This window comes from Actinoplanes cyaneus, assembly GCF_016862095.1.
GTDB classification, from domain to species: domain Bacteria; phylum Actinomycetota; class Actinomycetes; order Mycobacteriales; family Micromonosporaceae; genus Actinoplanes; species Actinoplanes cyaneus.
The window spans coordinates 34,118-49,671 of record NZ_BOMH01000060.1 but is presented as its reverse complement, the minus strand read 5'-3'; the positions used below and the strand labels follow the sequence as shown (position 1 = coordinate 49,671).

Genomic DNA, 15,554 nt, shown 5'->3' with positions numbered 1-15,554 from the left:
CAGCCCACCGGGCCGGGGCACTCCACGACCGGATGACGCCGGGTGCCGTGGCTACGCCCGGCATCATCCAGTGCCGGTGTCACTGCCCGCGGCGCTGCCGATGACGCAGCCAGGGTCCCAACCCGTACGCGTCCTCAGTGGCGATGAAAGCGCTGCGGGCGGTGAGCAACGCTTCATCGGCGTGAGCGCTGCAACCCCACACGGTCTCGCCCCACGGGTCGGCCAGCTTCAACTCGGCCGGCTCCGGGCAGGCGCCGCCGTCCGGCAATCCGATCTGGCAGTTCGCCGGCGCGCCGCCGCGGCGGCTGATGGCCTCGGCCGCCTGTCGGATCAGGGAGGAACGTGCCGCTGCACCGGTCGGCACCACCCTGTTTTCCGTCGTCACAGCGACTCGCTGCCCGATCAGGACGACGTTGCCGTCCGGATCCTTCGTACGAACCTCGCCGCCGGGCGCATGGTCCGGGTATCCGATGAGTTCGTAGTCGACAGCAGCGGCGTCCAACCCGGCGTTCACCACAGCCAGATCTTCCACGTAGAGGTAGATCAGCAGTGGGAGTTCGACCGGGATCAGCGGCGGCTGGACGTAGGCCAGCAACAGGGTGTTCTCACCGCATTGCAGGTACGACCATCGGCTGTCACCGTCACCTCCCGCGCGCACCTGTGTGTAGCCGAACAAGGAGTAGAAGGCACTGCTCGCTTCGATATCGCGGACGTAACACACTGGCACTGCCGCTGACACCCGTGGCTGCATGGTCGGCAAGATACCGGAGGCCGTACCTCGATCGTCGCAGGCACGGCCCGCCGAGACCGCGATGCGTGTTCTCGCCGGTCCCACCTCTCGGATGGTGGCAGCAAGGCGGGCACGAAGCTTCGATTCATGGGAGTCAGCTGTCGCCGCCCGCCCGCCGGCTCCGACCCGAACCGTCACGATCACCGCTGACCGGATCAGTCGTTGATCTTGGTGGTCCGGGTCGGCGACAGAGGGTGGGACGGCGTGGTCGTGTCGCGTCAACGCAGGTGGATCCGGTCGGCGATCGCGACCGGCGGGGCCGGCACGATCGTGACCGGCACGGCCGTGGCGGTTCTGGCCGCCAACGGGCTCAAGGCGGGCGACGTCATCTCACTCTGCTCGCTCGTGCTGGCCGGCACGGTGGCCCTGGTCTCCGTGATGCGCTGGATGCTCGGCCGGGCGCGATCCGTCCCGCGGACCGAGGGCCTGGCCGACCGGCTGAGGCAGGCGGTCCGGGCCCAGTGGGCAGAGGAGGCGAGCGCGCGGCGGATCTCCCGGCCCGAGCCGCTGCGGCTGAGCTGGCGGCCGACCACGCGGCCGGTGGCGGTGGCGTCCACCGGCCGGCACGGGCAGGGCTCGCTGCTGCGCGGACCGGGCGAATCGCGCCCGGCCGCCCACCAACTGGTCACCTTCTTCCGCGATGACCCACGGCGGCAACTGGTGATCCTCGGTGATCCCGGCGCCGGCAAGACCACCACGGCGATCCTGTACGTGCTGGCGTCGGCCGACCTGGCCGACGGGCCCGCGCCGGTGCTGCTGTCGGCCGGCGGCTGGGACCCGGCCGAGCGCGTCGAGGACTGGGCGGCCCGCCGGATCCAGGAGAGCTACCCGGAGTTCGTACGCGGACCAGACGCCGTCCTCAGCCTGATCGAGAGCGGACACATCGAGCTCGTACTGGACGGTCTCGACGAGATGCCGAACCGTCTGCTCCCGGACGGGCTGCAGGACCTGGACCGGGCCGCCTGCTCCGGCGTACGGATGGTCCTCACCTGCCGCGGCGCCGAGTTCGAGGCGGCGGTCGGCGAGGCCGGCCCGCTGTCGCGTGCGGCGGTGGTCGAGATCGAGCCGGTCGAGCCGGCCGACGTGGCCGCGTTCCTCACCCAGCCCGAGGTGGACGGAAGCACCCGGTGGGACACCGTGCTGACCGAGATCCGGCGGGCGCCCGACGGCCCGCTCGCGACGGCACTGCGTACGCCGCTCATGATCGCCCTGGCCCGGCGGGTGTATCACCGTGCCAGCCCGGCCGCACTGACCGAGCTCGCGACCACCGACGACGTGCGGGACCACCTGCTCGACGGCTTCCTGGCCGGGGCGTACCCGAATCCCGGCGACGCGGAGCGGGCCCGGGGATGGCTGGCGTTCCTGGCCCGTCACCTGCGAGACGAGGTTCAGGACCCGAACTACCGGTGGTGGGAACTGCCCCGGGCGGTGCCCCGGACCACGATCGCCGTACTTGTCGCGCTGGCCATCACGATCATCGGCCTGGCCGGAGGCCCGCCGTTGGTGGCGTTCCTGACCGGCGGCAGCGCCTACGACGGCACCGGAGTGGCCATCGGATCGATCTCGGGGCTCGGCGTCGGCGTGCTGTGCGGCCTCAACGTCGCCCGGACGGTGCACAGTCGTGGCGGGCCGACCGTAGCGGCCACCGTTCTCGTGGCCGTTTCCGACGTGCTGGTGGCCGCGCTCGTCGTCGTCCCCCTGGCCGCCGTGGTCACCAAGCTGATGCGTCAGGCCGACCGGCATGCCGGCGAGATGATGTCGAGTGACGCCGACTTCTTCCGAGCCGACGGGCTGTTCCTTGTTCTGGCCTTCGTGGTCGGCGGGCTGTTGATGAGCGCGGTGATCCAGATACTGTCCGCCGGGCGGGACGGCCCGCGCGCCACCACCCCGCGGTTGCGGACGATGCGAGCCGGCCTGAACCAGGGCATCGTCGCCGCGACCATCGTCGGGGTGGCTCTCTACAGCCTCTCCCCCACCGGCGGTGAGCTGTCGATCGCCGGCACCGCCGGGCTGATCACCGGGCTCATCGTGACCGTCGGCCGCGGGCTGGTCGAGCCGGCCACCGACGCCGTCGCGGTCTCGCCCGACTCGCTGCTGCGCAGCGACCGGACCGCGCTGCTGCTGACCACCGGCCTGGTCGCCGCCGGGACAGCCGCGATCGGCTACGTCCTCTGCGGCAACGTCAACGACGCGTGGGTCGTCGTGCCATTCCTGATCATGGGGTGCGCGGCCATCGTCGTCTTCTTCGGCTCGGGTTCGCTGTGGTTCACCTACTCGGTGGCCCGGCTGTGGCTGGCCGCCAACGGCCAGCTGCCGTGGCGCCTCGCCCGCTTCCTGCGCGAGGCCCGCGAGGCGGGCGTGCTCCGCCAGGCGGGCCCGGCCTACCAGTTCCGCCACGACCTGATCAGCGCACACCTGGCCGGGCCGCCCGATCAGGACGGGTATGGGCTCGACTGTTCGCGGACGGCGAGCCAGCCGCCCGGCGCCGATCAGCAGTAGGCGGTTCGTTTGGCCGGCCCGCTGAACGCCCCGACACGCTGCCCGCAGACACCGGCGAACAGGCCCCGCGAACCTTCATCGGCGGGTGGTCGTAGTGCCGGACAGGCCACCGGGACCATCAGCGGCAGTTATGGCCGGCATCGCCGGACCGATCTTCCGCAGCCGCCGTCGCCCCGGCACAGTGGTACGACATCGCCATCTGCCAGGGGAGTTACCGGTGCCCAACCACTCACATCAGGCCACTGCCGGCCGGGCCGCGACCGCGGTGCAGCGGAGCCCTCGATGACGGTTGTCGTGACCGGCGCGGCCTCCGGGATCGGTGCGGCTGTCGCCGCCACCCTGCGGGCAGAAGGCACCGAGGTGCTCGGGCTCGACCTCGAACCCGCGGACAGGATCCGGGCTTTCGACGTACGCGATCCCGCGGCCTGGGCGCAACTGGCCGCCGACCTGGATGGCCGACGGCCGCGCGGGTTGGTCAACTGCGCCGGGGCGACGTGGCGGGCCAGGCTCGGTGAGGTCACGGCTGAGGCGTTCGCGCAGGTGCACGCCGTCAACGTGACCGGGCCGATGCTCGGTATTCAGGCGCTCGCACCGTTGATGGATGCCGGCGCCTCGATCGTCAACGTCGGCTCACTCGCCGCGCTGCAGGGGCACTATCCGGTCGCGTACACCGCCAGCAAGTGGTCGTTGCGCGGCCTGACCCATGCCGCCTGCCTGGAGCTCGGGCGGCGCGGTATCCGGGTCAACATCGTGCACCCCGGTTTCATCGAGACCGCGATGACCGCTTCGGCCGCTCCCGCGTTCCGCACGGCTGCCGTGGCGGAGACTCCGCTGGGCCGCACCGGTACGCCGCAGGAGGTCGCCGCCGTGGTGGCGTTCCTGCTCAGCGACGCGGCAGCGTTCGTGACCGGCGCCGAGATCCCGGTGGACGGCGGTGCCAGTTCGCACGGCGGCGCGAAGTCGATCTCCGATGCGCTACGCGCCGGGGACTGAGTTCGCCGGCAGCTCGGCGCGGATCCGTGAACAGCGGGCGATGGCTCGCGACGTCTTCGGCACGCATCGAACCCGGCCTGGATGGAACGGACCACGTCGCGGATGCCGCCGGCCTGCACTTCCGACGGCATCCGCGACGTGGGCGTCTCAGTGGCGGCCGCGCGGATAGGTGAGTCCGTAGCCCCTCGTGAACAGTGGCGCCATGGAGTCGTCGGGCACGTCGGCTTTCTGCGCCTCGACCGCCCGGGTCGACGACGGCAGCTCGAACGGGAGGCGGCCGCCGGGAGCGCGTTCCCCGAAGATCGTCTCGAGGAGGACCTCGTCGGAGACGCCGTAGTTGGCCAGCACGGCGTCGGCGCGGTCGACGACGTCGGTGAGGATGAGCGGCCGGTTCAGCTTGGGTACGGCCACTGTCGGGACTCCCGCGTCAGCGGCGGCCTGCAGTGCCCGGTAGTCGGGCTCGGCGCCGGTGAAGTCGAGACCGGTCAGATCGGCGCCGCCGCGTGGATCGGTGAGCCGCACGATCGTCAGGTCAGCATCGGCCGGGTTCGTGACCGGGGTCAGGCCGCGATCGCGCAGTGCCACCGGGTCGAGGCCGTACGCGTACACCCGGGTGGTCTTCTTCCTTTTGGCGGGCAGCAAGCCGGCGCGGTTCGTCAGGAGGGTGAGCGACGCGGCCTGGGCCTTGTCGCCGACTGCTTGGAAGTCGGGGTTGCCGGCGATGCGGGTGGCGGCTTCCGGCGAGACGTACGGGTTCTCGAAGAGGCCGAGCTGGAACTTCTGGGTCAGGACCCGGTGTGCGGCCTGGTTCACCCGGGCGGTGCTGAGCAGGCCTTGGCCGACGGCGGCGACGACGTTGGCGGGCACGTCGGAGCCGCCGATCTGGTCGACGCCGGCGTTGATGGACAAGGCGAAACGTTGGACCACGGTCAGATCCTCGGTGCCCCAGGGCATGCCGACACCCCACGGGCCGATGAACGATGAGGGCGGACGGTTGTCGCGGCACTGCTGCGGGCAGTCGCCGGTGATGCCCCAGTCGGAGACGATCACCCCGTCGAAGCCGTAACGGCCCCGCAGCAGGTCCTTCAGCAGGTAGGAGTTGAAGCCCGCGCCGACCTGCGGGACGGTCGTGCCCTTGTAGACGAGGTCCTTGAGGATGGAGTAGGTCGGCATGATTCCGGCGGTGTCCGCGTCGAACGCGCCGAGGTAAGGCACGATGTGGGTGGCGAAGGCGCTGCCCGGGAAGGTCGCGTACCGGCCGTAGTAGTAGTGGCTGTCGTAGCCGTTCTCCTGGGCGCCGTAACCGACCCAGTGCTTGGTAACCGTCGCGACCGAGCGGCTCCCGAGTCCGTCGGAGCCGTTCTGCAATCCTTCGACGTACGCCTGGACCTGCCGTCTCACGTTCTGCGGGTCGGAGCCGAAGGTGCCGTCGATGCGGGTCCACCGTGGTTCGGTGGCCAGGTCGGCCTGCGGTGACAAGCCTTCGGTGATGCCGACGGCCCGGTATTCCTGCCGGACGATGTCAGCCAGTCGCCGCGTGAGTGCGGGGTCGCCGGCGGCGCCCTGACCGATCGCGTCCGGCATGGCGGTGACGCCGACCCGGGACACGGTCTGCCCTTCGGTGACGGAGAAACCGTTGCGCGGGTCGGTGGAGATGACCGCCGGGATGCCGAGCGGTTGCCGCTCGGCGAGTTCCTGCACGCTGTTGTTCGCCGCGGCCAGTTGTGCGGGTCCGGCGGTGAGCCGGGTGATGAAGGTGGTGATGTGCCGGTCGGCCGCCAGTGGGCCGAGCCGGGCCAGGTCGTAGCCGGTTCCGGAGGTCGGCAGGGTGCCGTGCACAAGCAGGCCGGCCTTCTGCTCGAGGCTCATCCGCGACAGCAGGTCGGTGGCGCGGGCCTTCGCGGACAGCCGCCAGTCCTCGTACGGGGTCAGCTTCGCGTTGCGGTCGAGATCGCGGAACGACAGTTTGCCGATCTTCAGAATGGGTGTACTGCGGGATCCGAGCACGGGCTGGTGGGTGCCGTGCGCCGCGGCCGGCAGGGCGTTCAGGCTCATGCCCGCGGCCAGCGCCACGGCGATGCTGATGGAAACGATCGTTCTGGTCATGGTTTCTCCCGGACATGCGTCGCGACGCACATGCGTGCTGGGCATGCGCTTGGAGATTTCGGTTGTCACCGGACCGGGGTGCTGGTCACGCCTCAGGGGACGGGCGCGGCGCGAGCCACGTCTCGAGCAGCAGGTCGAGCCCGGCGACCATGTCCACGTCCTGGTCGTAGAGCCACTGCACCTGCAAGCCGTCCATGACGGCGAGCAGCACCTGAGCGACGACGTCGGGATCGACGTCGGGGCGGATGGTCCCATCCTGTTGTCTGCTTCGGACATCGTTGGCGGTGAGCCGCCGGAGACGCGCATAGCGCTCGGTGAAGTACTCGTGGGCCTGGCTTGCCCGCGAGGTTCCCTCAGCCGACAGTTTGGTGAAGAGCTGGACGATGCCGCGGCGCTCGGCGTTCTGCGCGACCAGGTCGGGCAGTCGTTCGGGCGGGATGACGCCGTCTGCGCCCCATCGGGCCTTGTCGTCTTCCTCGCCGGCGGCGAGGACAGCGGCCAGCAGGGCCGACTTGCCGCCGAAGTGGTGGGCCAGACCGGTCTCGCTCATCCCGACCCGATGGGCGATCTCCCGGAACGACGCGGCCTCGTAGCCACGTTCGGTGAACACTTCCAGAGCGGTACGCAGGATGTCCCGGCGGCGCTGCGCTGTCTTGGCGTAGGACCCTCGCCGCCGAGCCTCCATGACAGGAAAGTTACGCCGCAGTGAAAACCTTGTACATCACCTGGTTTCGCTGCCGGCGCGACAGCGCCCGCAACGGCACAAAAGCGAGCACAGGCCGCTGTGCTCGCCGGGCCAGCCTGCCGCCCGCCGTCCGGCGCTGTGATCAGCGGCAGCACCGTCGCATGCCGAGGGACACTGGACCACACGAACGCAGCGGGTAGGAGTATCGGCCCCGACGGCGCTCGACGTTGCTGAGCCCCGGGCGTTCTCGGCCCAGCATCGCGGGCCGATCTGGCCGCCCCTCAGGATTCCGCCGAGGCGATGCCTATGGTGACGAAAGTGAGACAGAGCCCTTCTACTTACAGTCCCACGCGAGACGACCGCCGGCTGATGGCCGGCGGTCGTCTCGGGAGCGGTGCAGGATCAGTGGCCGCGGCGCCCGCGGGCGCCGGCGACGATGGCGACGCCCACTGCGGCCAGGCCGACCTGAATGGCAAGTTCGATCCAGTCGACGCCGTCGGTCTCATCGACGCCGATAGCGGCCGCGAGGAAGGTGCCGATGAGCGCAGCGACAACACCGATGAGCATGGTCAGCCAGATCGGGATGTTCTGCTTGCCGGGGACGACGAGACGGCCGAGAGCGCCGATGACCAAGCCGATGATGATGGCGGCGAGAATGCCGGTAACTTCCACGGTCCGCTCCTAGTCAAGCTTTCGGGTGGCTGCCGGATCAGGGATTCCCAGGTGTGGGCGAATGCCAAACGTGATTGATCGAGGATCTGCGATCCGGTGGCGGATACCGGCACGAAAGTCAGGATTCCGACCTCTGTGCGCCATCGGACATGCTGAGTTCGTCGCGGCCGCGATCACCGGGTCGGCGTCGATGCTGGCCGAGGGGGTGCACTCGGTCGCCGACTCGACCAACCAGGTGCTGCTGCTGGTCGGCGGACGACGGGCGAAACGGCCGGCGTCGGCGTTGCATCCATTCGGATACGCCCGGGAACGGTACGTCTACGCGTTCCTGGTCGCGATCATCCTGTTCACCCTCGGCGGCCTGTACGCAGCTGGCTCGGCTTCATCAAACGCACCCGCAACCCCGAACTGCCGGTCATTCTGCTGGAGGACAGCGGTGCCCTGGTCGGCCTGATCATCGGCGAGTCCGCCGTACCGGAACAGCTCACCGCCATCGAGAAAGCCCTGCTCGCCTCCCCCGGCGTGCAACGGGTCATCCACCTGCGCACCATGCACCTGGGCCCGGACGAGCTGCTGCTGGCCGCGAAGATCGGCGTCGACGCCGACGACGAGGCCCGCGACATCGCGGCGACCATCGACGACGCCGAAGCCCGCGTACGCGCCGCGGTCCCCACCGCGAAGATCATCTACCTCGAGCCGGACATCTACCGCCCGGACACGGTCGCTTCGCCGAGCTGACAGCAGCCAGCCGTCGAGGTCAACGAGCAGGACGAGGGCGACTACACCACGGTCGCCGGTCTGGTCCTGGCCCACCTCGGCCACATCCCCACCGCCCCGGGCGAGATCGTGACCGTCGACGGGCACACCGCCGAGGTCGTCGAGGTCACCGGCCGCGCCACTACCCAGCTGCGGCTGCGCGCCCTGCCTGCCGCGGACGCGGCGATGGAACACATCACGCTGAGCTTCGGCCGGCGACCTGCGCGGCGCAACGCTCAGCGGCCGGCCGACATTGCCGATTCTCCCGTTGGGGAGCACTCCAGGAATACGGGCGCGAAGAGCCGTCCGCCGGCGGAAGGGACCCGTGATGGATAGATCGGACAGCGGCACCGCGACGCCGACCGGCCGTTCTTCCCGCCGGCATTTCGCCGACCTCAGCGTCAAGACGAGATTTCTGGGCGTCGTCATGATCGCCGCTGTGGTCGCCGTGGTCGTCTCGATCCTGAGCTTGCGGGCGTTGCAGCACGCCGACGCCATCGCACAGAAGATCTACCGCGAGAATCTGGCGAGTGTCGCCGCCCTCGGCGACCTGCGGGCATCGATTCTGCAGACCCGGCTGACCATCGCCAACCATGCGATCTCGCAGGACAAGACCACCAAAGCCAAGTACCTGCGGACTCTGGCCGACAACGAGCAGACCGCCGAAGCGGCTTTCGCCGACTACCGCGCCAGCGGTCCCGCCGTCGAGCCGGCCGCGGTGGACGAGTTGTACGCCGATTTCCGGACCCTCGCGCAGACCGCGCAGAACGAGTTGATCCCGGCCAGCCTGCGCAACGACATCGACGCCTGGCAGCGGATCCGGGACGAGAAGATCGCCCCGCTGATGAACGAGGCGATGCAGGACATCACCAACATGACCCGGACCGAGTCCGGCGAGGCCGAACGGATCGCCGGCTCCGCTAACGCGGCCTACCGCTCGAACCTGACGACGTCCATCGTCATGCTCGTCGTAGGACTTCTACTGGCTCTGACCATGGCCGTCCTCACCGCTCGCGGCATCGTCCGCTCGCTGAACCGGGTCAAAGCCGTCTGCGACAGCCTCGCCGCCGGTGACCTCACCCGAACCACCGAGCTCACCAGCGCCGACGAGCCCGGCCAGATGGGCCGTGCCCTGGACACCGCGGTGGTCAGCCTGCGCGGCACGCTCACCACGATCAGCGGCTCGGCCGGCACGCTGGCCGGCGCCTCGCAGGACCTGTCCACGGTCAGCGCCCGGTTGCAGTCCGGCGCCGCCGAGGCCGCAGCCAAGGCGAGCGCGGCGTCGCACGGCTCGGAGCAGGTCAACGCCGGCGTGCAGTCGATCGCCGCCGGAGCCGAGCAGATGAGCGCCTCGATCACCGAGATCGCCACCAACGCCGGGCAGGCCGCTCAGGTCGCTCAGCAAGCCATGACGGTCGCCCGGCGCACCACCGAGCAGGTCGCGCAACTCGGCACGGCCAGCGCGGAGATCGGCGACGTGGTCAGACTCATCACCACCATCGCCGAGCAGACCAACCTGCTCGCTCTCAACGCCACCATCGAAGCCGCCCGCGCCGGTGAGCTCGGCAAAGGCTTCGCCGTCGTCGCCGGTGAGGTCAAAGAGCTCGCTCAGCAGACCGCCCGGGCGACCGACGAGATCACCACCCGGATCGCGGCCATCCAGTCCTCCAGCGGCACCGCAGCCGAGGCCATCGGCGAGATCACCGGCGTCATCCAGCAGATCAGCGACTACACGACCACGATCGCCTCGGCTGTCGAGGAGCAGACCGCCACCACCGCCGAGATGAGCCGCTCGGTCGCCGACACCGCCACCACCAGCGGCGAGGTGGCCGCGACTGTTTCCGGCGTCGCCGAGGTCGCCGACGCCACCGCGGCCGGCGCCCACACCACGCAGGAGGCCGCCGCGGGGCTGGCAAGCCTGTCGGACGACCTCACTCGCCTCGTCAGCCGGTTCCGGCACTGACACGGTGCTGCCCGTCGCGCAGACCCGGCTGCGGAGTTCCGCTGATTGCCCGTACCGGCAGCACCGGCGCACCTGCGGTCAGGGGCAGGAGGGGATGTGCTCGTCGACCGCCGCGATCGCCCGGCTCGTCAGATGACGACAGCCGATGGCCGCGGATCTTGCGGTCACCGGCTGTCGTCATGCGTCCTTATCCGACGACAGAGGTGAAGCGGCGCAGTCGCAGGCTGTTGCCGACGACGAACACCGATGAGAACGCCATCGCCGCGCCGGCGATCATCGGGTTGAGCAGGCCGGCTGCCGCGAGCGGCAGGGCGGCGACGTTGTAGGCGAACGCCCAGAACAGGTTGCTCTTGATGATTCGCAGGGTGCGCCGGGACAGGCGGATCGCGTCCACGGCGGCCATCAGGTCACCGCGGACCAGGGTCAGATCCGACGCTTCGATCGCGACGTCGGTGCCCGTCCCCATCGCCAGACCGAGGTTCGCCTGAGCCAGGGCGGCGGCGTCGTTGACGCCGTCACCGGCCATCGCCACGACCTTGCCCCGCTCCTGCAGCCGTTTGACCACGTCGACCTTGTCGGCCGGCAGCACGTCGGCGATCACCTCCTCGATGCCGACCTCGGCGGCGACGGCGCGGGCGACGGTGGCGTTGTCGCCGGTCAGCAGGACCGGCGTCAGGCCGAGCCGGCGCAGCGCGGTGATCGCCTCGCGACTGGTCGGCTTCACCGCGTCGGCGACGGCCAGCATCCCGCGTACCTGACCGTCCCAGCCCGCGACCACCGCGGTCCGTCCGGCCTGCTGCGCGCTCTCGACCGCCCGCTCGATCTCGCCGGTGAGCTCGTAGCCGCGCTCGCGCAGCAGTTGCGGGCGACCGACCAGCACGTCACGGCCGTCGACGGTGCCGGTGACGCCGAGACCTTCCAGGTTCTGGAAGCCGGTCACCTGCGGCAGGACGGTGTGCTCGGCGCCGGCCCGGGCGATGGCCTGCGCGATCGGGTGTTCGGAGGCGACCTCCACCGCGGCGGTGAGCCGCAGCAGTTCGTCCCGGTCCTGGCCGTCGGTCGCGACGGTGTCGACGAGGGCCATCCGGCCGGTGGTCACCGTGCCGGTCTTGTCCAGCACGATCGTGTCCACGGTCCGGGTCGACTCGAGGACTTCGGGGCCTTTGATCAGGATACCGAGCTGGGCGCCGCGGCCGGTGCCGACCAGCAGCGCGGTCGGGGTGGCCAGGCCGAGCGCGCACGGGCAGGCGATGATCAGGACGGCGACGGCGGCGGTGAACGCGGCGGTCCAGCCGCTGCCGGTGCCGACCCACCAGCCGAGCGTGCCGGCGGCCAGCGCGATCACGATCGGCACGAACACCCCAGAGATCCGGTCGGCGAGACGCTGCGCGGCGGCCTTGCCGGTCTGCGCCTGCTCGACCAGCTTCGCCATCTGCGCCAGCTGGGTGTCCGACCCGACCCGGGTCGCGCGGACGATCAGCCGCCCACCGGCGTTGACGGTCGCGCCGGCCACCGTGTCGCCCGGGCCCACCTCGACGGGCACCGACTCGCCGGTCAGCATGCTGGCGTCGACCGCCGACGTGCCGTCCTCGATCACCCCGTCGGTGGCGACTTTCTCCCCCGGCCGGACCACGAACCGGTCCCCCACCGCGAGTTGCCCGACCGGGATCCGGACCTCGGTGCCACCGTGCAGCACGGTGACGTCCTTGGCGCCCATCTCGAGCAGGGCACGCAGGGCCGCCCCGGCCCGGCGCTTGGACCGGGCCTCGAAGTACCGGCCGGCAAGGATGAACGTGGTCACCCCCGCAGCGGCCTCGAGGTAGATGTTGCCGGCCCCGTCAGTACGGCCGATGTCGAAGCTGAACGGGTGCGTCATGCCCGGCTCCCCGGCCGTGCCGACGAACAGCGCCCACAGCGACCAGCCGAACGCCGCCAGGGTGCCCAGCGAGACGAGGGTGTCCATGGTGGCGGCGCCGTGCCGCAGGTTGGTCCATGCCGCCTTGTGGAACGGCAGCCCGCCGTAGACGACGACCGGCGCGGCCAGGGTCAGCGACGCCCACTGCCAGTAGGTGAACTGCCAGGCCGGCACCATGGCGAGCAGGATCACCGGGACGCTGAGCGCGATCGAGACGAGCAGCCGGACCCGTACGGCGTGCAGCTCGTCGGCCGGCTGGGCGTGCTCCGCCGGGTCGTCGGCGGTTGCCGGTGGCGGCGGCAGGGCCGCGGTGTAGCCGGTCTTCTCGACCGTGGTGATCAGGTCGTCGGTGCTGACATCCTCCGCGTACGTCACGGAGGCTTTCTCGGTGGCGTAGTTGACGGTGGCGGTGACGCCGTCCATCCGGTTGAGCTTCTTCTCGATCCGCGACGCGCAGGAGGCGCAGGTCATGCCGCCGATCGCCAACTCGATCCGGTTCGGGGCCGTTTCCGGCGGCCGCGTGATCGCCATGAGCGCTTCTCCTTACTGGTGGGTGTGACCGTCGGCGTCGTGCCCGCTCGGGGCCGGCGCCGGCGTGGTGGCCGACGGGACCGGCTCGGCGGCCGGTGCCGGGGTGCCGGCGACCGCGGTGAACTCGGCGGTGCGCACCGTGCCGGCGTGCCGGAAGTCCAGGTAGAGCCGGTAGTTGCCGGCGGACGGCACTTCGGCGTGGAACACCACGTCCGGGCCGGCCTGGGTACGGCCGTCGCCGGGCTCGCCGTCCGGGTGCACGTGCAGGTAGGCCAGGTCGCCCTCGCGCAGGGCGACGAGGTGCCCGTAAGCGCCGAGATAGGGCTGCAGGTCGGTGACCGGCGTGCCGTCCTTGCTGACGGCGAGGGTCAGCTTCGACGAGCCGCCCGGTGTGAGGTCGCCGGTGAGGGTGACGGTGTAACCGTCCACGGTCGTCTCGCGCTGGACGGTGGGCAGTGGCCGGGGCCGGTAGTCGCCGGGTGCCGGGACGTCCACGCCGAGGACGAGGCCGCCGGTGTGCCCGGCGGGCTGGAAGTCGGCGAACACCCGGTACTGCCCGGGCGCGGCGACCGCCAGAGGGATGGACCAGGTGCCGTCGGCGGCGAGGGTGGGATGCACGTGCTGGAAGCCGGCCAGGTCGCGCCGCACCACGATCAGGTGCAGGTCCTTGTCGTGGCTGGTGGTGTAGCCGGTGACCGGCGCGCCGTCCGGTTCGAGGATTCGGAACCGGAACGGCTGCGGTGCCCCGGTGCCCAGCTCGGCGCTGATCGGCTGCAGCCGGTAGCCGTCCTGGGTGACTTGCAGTCCGGCCGGCAATCCGACGGCTACAGCCGCCTGACCGGTGGGTTCGTCGTGCTGATCATGGGCAGCGGCCGGGGCTGCGGGGGCCGGGCCGGCGACCCGGCCCAGACCGAGGGCGACGGTGAAGACCACCGCGAGTCCCAGACCGAAGGCGCCGAGCTTGGTGGGGGTGTTCATGGCTGCCTCGCCAGTTCGTATCCGGCCTCGTCGACGGCCGCGGCGACCGCGGAGTCGTCGAGAGGGGCTTCGCTGCTGACGGTGACGGCGCCGCTGGACAGGTCGACCTGGACGTCGCTGACGCCGGGGAGCTGCTCGATCTCGGCGCTGACCGAGGTGACGCAGTGCGAGCAGGTCATGCCGGTGACGGTGTAGGTCTGTGTGGCTGCCATGACGGTCCTTCCGAACGAGTGGCCGGACGGCCATGTGGCCGCCCGCCCACCACGATACCCGTACCCCCCAGGGGTACCAACGACCGGGTGCGCTCGACGTCATGTAACCGGCGACACCGACACCGCGGGAGCACGCTCGCCAAGGGGAAGCCATGCATGGTGGTGATCTCGCCTGCTGTTCAGCGACGACCTTCCGGGCCGGGGCCTTCAAGATCAGGCTGATCGGATGACACCCTCCCGCGATCTGTCACGTCCCGCCGGCCGGACGCCGCTGAGGGCAGACTTGGGCGCCGTCGGGGCAAGGGTTGCCGTTAACCGTCCGGTCGTCTGCTGGTCATCGGGCATAGTGGCCGGATGCATCAGCATGTGGGCAGCCAGGAGACCAGGACCGACCGCCCGTCCCGCTCCCGGCGCACCACCGCGACCGCCGCCCCGGCCCTGAACGATGCCGCCTCGGTGCTGGCCCTGCAGCGGAGCGTCGGCAACGCCGCCGTCGGCCGCCTGCTCACCGTCCAGCGGGTGCAGCAGGACCAGACCACGGCACAGCCGCCCGCGCCGATCACCGCCGACGAGGCCCAGGAGATCCGGAACTACCGGGACACCACCACCAACGCGGACGTGCAGCGCCTGCTCGACCAGCTCATTCCGCACCTGGACCGGGTCTCCACCTGGAGCCGGATGCCGAACATGACCGGTGGTGGCAGCACCCAGATCGACCCGGAGGCCACCGCCGCGGCCGGCAGCAACCGGTATGCCATCAGCTATGCCGGTGACGGCACGGTCCAGGAGCAGGTCGCCATCCTGGTGCACGAGCTCACCCACATCCTGGTCAACGAGTCCTACGGCTCGGACATGCTCAACTACCCGGTGGCCCCGCTCCCCGCCACCTCCACGGCGACCGCGGAGGGGCAGCGGCAGTCGGAGCGGACCGCGGCCACCGACCCGGAACAGATCCGGCAGTTCAACGACTACGTCACCAGCACCGCCGCGGACCTCATGCACCTGCTGCCGCATGCCGGTTTCAGCCCGGCCCGCGTCTCCGAGATCGCCCAGAAGCTGAGCGGCCACACCGCGTCGAAGCCGCTGTTCGAGTACGACGCGGTGCTCAGCCACCTGCTTGCCTGGTCCGAGCAGGACGGTATTCCCGTCACCTCCGAGTTCTACGTGCGCCTGAAGATCGCCGTCGACGAGACCCGCTCCTGGCGCCAGAGCGGCACGGTCACCCCGGGCAGCGCCGCACCTGGCAACGGCGAGCTCGACCGCCTCGGCGCGGCCTGGCCCGCCATCAACGCCATAACGCGCCCGCCCGCGCCGCCCGCACCGCCTCGCCGCCGCATGCGTGACCGCATCCGTGACCGCATCATCGCCATCCTCGCCAAGCTGAAGCGGCGGTAGTTTCTCGCCGCTCAGGACAGCAGCGCCGCCGACCAGCAGGGGACGGCGGCGCTGCCTGG

At 70.6% G+C, this 15,554-nt stretch carries 13 protein-coding genes and 1 pseudogene; 7 read left to right on the top strand and 7 right to left on the bottom strand.

Annotated elements, in window-relative coordinates; all coding sequences use genetic code 11:
* Positions 1-79: 79 nt before the first annotated feature.
* Positions 80-751, bottom strand: a complete 672-nt coding sequence (locus tag Acy02nite_RS36025; RefSeq protein ID WP_203751707.1) for a VOC family protein — start codon at positions 749-751, stop codon at positions 80-82.
* Between the two features lie 243 nt (positions 752-994).
* On the opposite strand from Acy02nite_RS36025, the gene Acy02nite_RS36020 reads away from it, so the two are divergent.
* Positions 995-3,289: an NACHT domain-containing protein gene (locus Acy02nite_RS36020; RefSeq protein ID WP_203751704.1), complete on the top strand. Its 2,295-nt coding sequence runs from the start codon at positions 995-997 to the stop codon at positions 3,287-3,289.
* A 282-nt stretch (positions 3,290-3,571) separates the two neighbouring features.
* A complete protein-coding gene (locus Acy02nite_RS36015; RefSeq protein WP_203751702.1) occupies positions 3,572-4,282 on the top strand; it encodes an SDR family NAD(P)-dependent oxidoreductase in 711 nt (236 codons plus the stop codon).
* Between the two features lie 147 nt (positions 4,283-4,429).
* Here the strand turns inward: Acy02nite_RS36015 and Acy02nite_RS36010 are convergent, their stop codons facing one another.
* The 3 genes from Acy02nite_RS36010 to Acy02nite_RS36000 form a co-directional block, all read right to left on the bottom strand.
* On the bottom strand, positions 4,430-6,388 hold the full coding sequence (locus Acy02nite_RS36010; RefSeq protein ID WP_203751698.1) for a glycoside hydrolase family 3 protein: 1,959 nt from the start codon (positions 6,386-6,388) through the stop codon (positions 4,430-4,432).
* 85 nt (positions 6,389-6,473) lie between these two features.
* Complete coding sequence (locus tag Acy02nite_RS36005) at positions 6,474-7,073, bottom strand: TetR/AcrR family transcriptional regulator (RefSeq protein WP_203751695.1); 600 nt, start codon at positions 7,071-7,073, stop codon at positions 6,474-6,476.
* 402 nt (positions 7,074-7,475) lie between these two features.
* Positions 7,476-7,745: a GlsB/YeaQ/YmgE family stress response membrane protein gene (locus Acy02nite_RS36000; protein WP_203751692.1), complete on the bottom strand. Its 270-nt coding sequence runs from the start codon at positions 7,743-7,745 to the stop codon at positions 7,476-7,478.
* A gap of 190 nt (positions 7,746-7,935) precedes the next feature.
* On the opposite strand from Acy02nite_RS36000, the gene Acy02nite_RS47550 reads away from it, so the two are divergent.
* The 4 genes and pseudogenes from Acy02nite_RS47550 to Acy02nite_RS35985 all read left to right on the top strand — a co-directional run bounded on the left by Acy02nite_RS47550 (position 7,936) and on the right by Acy02nite_RS35985 (position 10,464).
* A complete protein-coding gene (locus Acy02nite_RS47550; protein WP_307872304.1) occupies positions 7,936-8,199 on the top strand; it encodes a cation efflux transmembrane domain-containing protein in 264 nt (87 codons plus the stop codon).
* Positions 8,200-8,267: 68 nt separating this feature from the next.
* The gene (locus Acy02nite_RS47545) at positions 8,268-8,483 is read left to right on the top strand and encodes a cation diffusion facilitator family transporter (RefSeq protein ID WP_307872303.1); all 216 of its coding nucleotides are present in this window, start codon (positions 8,268-8,270) and stop codon (positions 8,481-8,483) included.
* A gap of 42 nt (positions 8,484-8,525) precedes the next feature.
* Positions 8,526-8,837, top strand: a pseudogene (locus Acy02nite_RS35990) (transporter associated domain-containing protein); the annotation flags it as partial.
* The gene (locus Acy02nite_RS35985; protein ID WP_203751689.1) at positions 8,830-10,464 is read left to right on the top strand and encodes a methyl-accepting chemotaxis protein; all 1,635 of its coding nucleotides are present in this window, start codon (positions 8,830-8,832) and stop codon (positions 10,462-10,464) included. The pseudogene Acy02nite_RS35990 and the gene Acy02nite_RS35985, both read left to right, overlap by 8 nt.
* A gap of 187 nt (positions 10,465-10,651) precedes the next feature.
* Here the strand turns inward: Acy02nite_RS35985 and Acy02nite_RS35980 are convergent, their stop codons facing one another.
* From Acy02nite_RS35980 to Acy02nite_RS35970, 3 genes are read right to left on the bottom strand one after another with little or no spacing between them, the layout of a single operon-like run.
* On the bottom strand, positions 10,652-12,910 hold the full coding sequence (locus tag Acy02nite_RS35980; RefSeq protein ID WP_203751686.1) for a heavy metal translocating P-type ATPase: 2,259 nt from the start codon (positions 12,908-12,910) through the stop codon (positions 10,652-10,654).
* Between the two features lie 12 nt (positions 12,911-12,922).
* Entirely contained in the window at positions 12,923-13,888 is a 966-nt protein-coding gene (locus Acy02nite_RS35975; protein WP_203751684.1) for a DUF8832 domain-containing protein, read from the bottom strand.
* Positions 13,885-14,100, bottom strand: a complete 216-nt coding sequence (locus Acy02nite_RS35970; protein WP_203751682.1) for a heavy-metal-associated domain-containing protein — start codon at positions 14,098-14,100, stop codon at positions 13,885-13,887. The genes Acy02nite_RS35975 and Acy02nite_RS35970 overlap by 4 nt, the downstream gene beginning before the upstream one ends.
* 354 nt (positions 14,101-14,454) lie before the next feature.
* On the opposite strand from Acy02nite_RS35970, the gene Acy02nite_RS35965 reads away from it, so the two are divergent.
* A complete protein-coding gene (locus Acy02nite_RS35965) occupies positions 14,455-15,495 on the top strand; it encodes a hypothetical protein (RefSeq protein WP_203751680.1) in 1,041 nt (346 codons plus the stop codon).
* Positions 15,496-15,554: the final 59 nt, after the last annotated feature.

What these genes read in the sequence shown, in the direction of transcription:
- Acy02nite_RS36015 (WP_203751702.1), top strand. Translation starts at nt 3,572, where the DNA reads ATGACGGTTGTCGTGACCGGCGCGGCCTCCGGGATCGGTGCGGCTGTC.
- Acy02nite_RS35980 (WP_203751686.1), bottom strand. Translation starts at nt 12,910, where the DNA reads ATGGCGATCACGCGGCCGCCGGAAACGGCCCCGAACCGGATCGAGTTG.
- Acy02nite_RS36025 (WP_203751707.1), bottom strand. Translation starts at nt 751, where the DNA reads ATGCAGCCACGGGTGTCAGCGGCAGTGCCAGTGTGTTACGTCCGCGAT.
- Acy02nite_RS35965 (WP_203751680.1), top strand. Translation starts at nt 14,455, where the DNA reads ATGCATCAGCATGTGGGCAGCCAGGAGACCAGGACCGACCGCCCGTCC.
- Acy02nite_RS36005 (WP_203751695.1), bottom strand. Translation starts at nt 7,073, where the DNA reads ATGGAGGCTCGGCGGCGAGGGTCCTACGCCAAGACAGCGCAGCGCCGC.
- Acy02nite_RS35985 (WP_203751689.1), top strand. Translation starts at nt 8,830, where the DNA reads ATGGATAGATCGGACAGCGGCACCGCGACGCCGACCGGCCGTTCTTCC.
- Acy02nite_RS36010 (WP_203751698.1), bottom strand. Translation starts at nt 6,388, where the DNA reads ATGACCAGAACGATCGTTTCCATCAGCATCGCCGTGGCGCTGGCCGCG.
- Acy02nite_RS35970 (WP_203751682.1), bottom strand. Translation starts at nt 14,100, where the DNA reads ATGGCAGCCACACAGACCTACACCGTCACCGGCATGACCTGCTCGCAC.
- Acy02nite_RS35975 (WP_203751684.1), bottom strand. Translation starts at nt 13,888, where the DNA reads ATGAACACCCCCACCAAGCTCGGCGCCTTCGGTCTGGGACTCGCGGTG.
- Acy02nite_RS47550 (WP_307872304.1), top strand. Translation starts at nt 7,936, where the DNA reads ATGCTGGCCGAGGGGGTGCACTCGGTCGCCGACTCGACCAACCAGGTG.